General features: G+C 41.8%; 2 pseudogenes. One reads left to right on the top strand and one right to left on the bottom strand.

The annotated features are described in order from the left end of the window. Positions 1–156: pseudogene (locus CIK04_RS29135) on the bottom strand (acetate kinase); the annotation flags it as partial. A gap of 393 nt (positions 157–549) precedes the next feature. On the opposite strand from CIK04_RS29135, the pseudogene yfbV reads away from it, so the two are divergent. Continuing rightward, positions 550–953: pseudogene (gene yfbV / locus CIK04_RS29130) on the top strand (terminus macrodomain insulation protein YfbV). Positions 954–1,118: the final 165 nt, after the last annotated feature.

Here is a 1,118-nt window from a genome sequence, read left to right as displayed (position 1 = left end):
TCGTGCTTACCATCAAGTTTCCACTTGATGCGAGCTTCAGGAAGGTGAAGACATTCAGCAAGACCTGAAAGAGTGCTCTGCACCATTCTCACATCAACAACAGCAAATTTTAAGAGAAGAACTACCGCAGTTTAAAACTAAAACTAGCTTAGACATGTGTGACTACCTGTTATTCGTCTGATTAAAATCAGTAAGGATGAAAAATCATTCACAAGAATAGACGATGCAACCAAAGCTGCGACACTAATCTTGGTCAAAAACTTTCAATTTCCGTATTTCTAAGAGAGAGGTGAACCCGTATCACCACTTTGCGATCCATTGCAGAAGGTCTTCAGAGTTGCTTAAATTGTAAATAACAGCAACAATGAGATTGAGGGTCTGCAAAGGATAGCGATAATAAGCAATGATAAACAAAAAAAATTTGAAAGAATATTAACTTTCATCAATTTTTTGCGTTTTCAGTTGAAATTCTTCAATCTAATTTTTAGAGAGAGTCAGTATGAACAATAAGTCGGACTTGCCCACAGTCTGAGAGATGGGCAAAAGTACATGGATACTTGGCCGATGCGCAAAGAGCTGAGCGCAATCTTCCTGAGCAAAGGATTATCAAAGCGACGCGTTTTGGTATTAAAGTGATGCCTGCGATAGCGGCCATCAGTGTCCTGACTCAAATGGCGTTCAACAATTATCAAGCTCTGCCTCAAGCGATGTTGTACGTGGCTTTATTTGCACTGAGTTTGCCTTTGCAAGGAATGTGGTGGTTAGGTCATCGTTCCAATACTCAACTGCCACCGGCACTGGCCACGTGGTATCGAGAATTGCATCAGAAAATTGTCGAAAGTGGTTCGGCATTAGAACCGCTTAAATCCCGACCTCGCTACAAAGAGTTGGCGCATACCTTAAACCGTGCTTTCCGTCACTTAGATAAATCCGCGCTCGAGCGTTGGTTCTAAGTTTCCACTTGTTCAAAAAAGATCGTTAACGGGCAGCCAATCGGGTTGCCCGTTTTGCTTTTGCCCGCTGAGTGACCGCATTTGATCTCTCTGTTTTGTTGTATTTCTGTTAAATCCTGCTTTCCTAATAGAGAAGTTGCTGGTAATAATGTCATTCAGATGTAC

Source organism: Vibrio sp. 03_296, assembly GCF_002265885.1.
The sequence above is the reverse complement of the archived record's forward strand: the minus strand, read 5'-3'. Positions and strand labels throughout refer to the sequence as shown.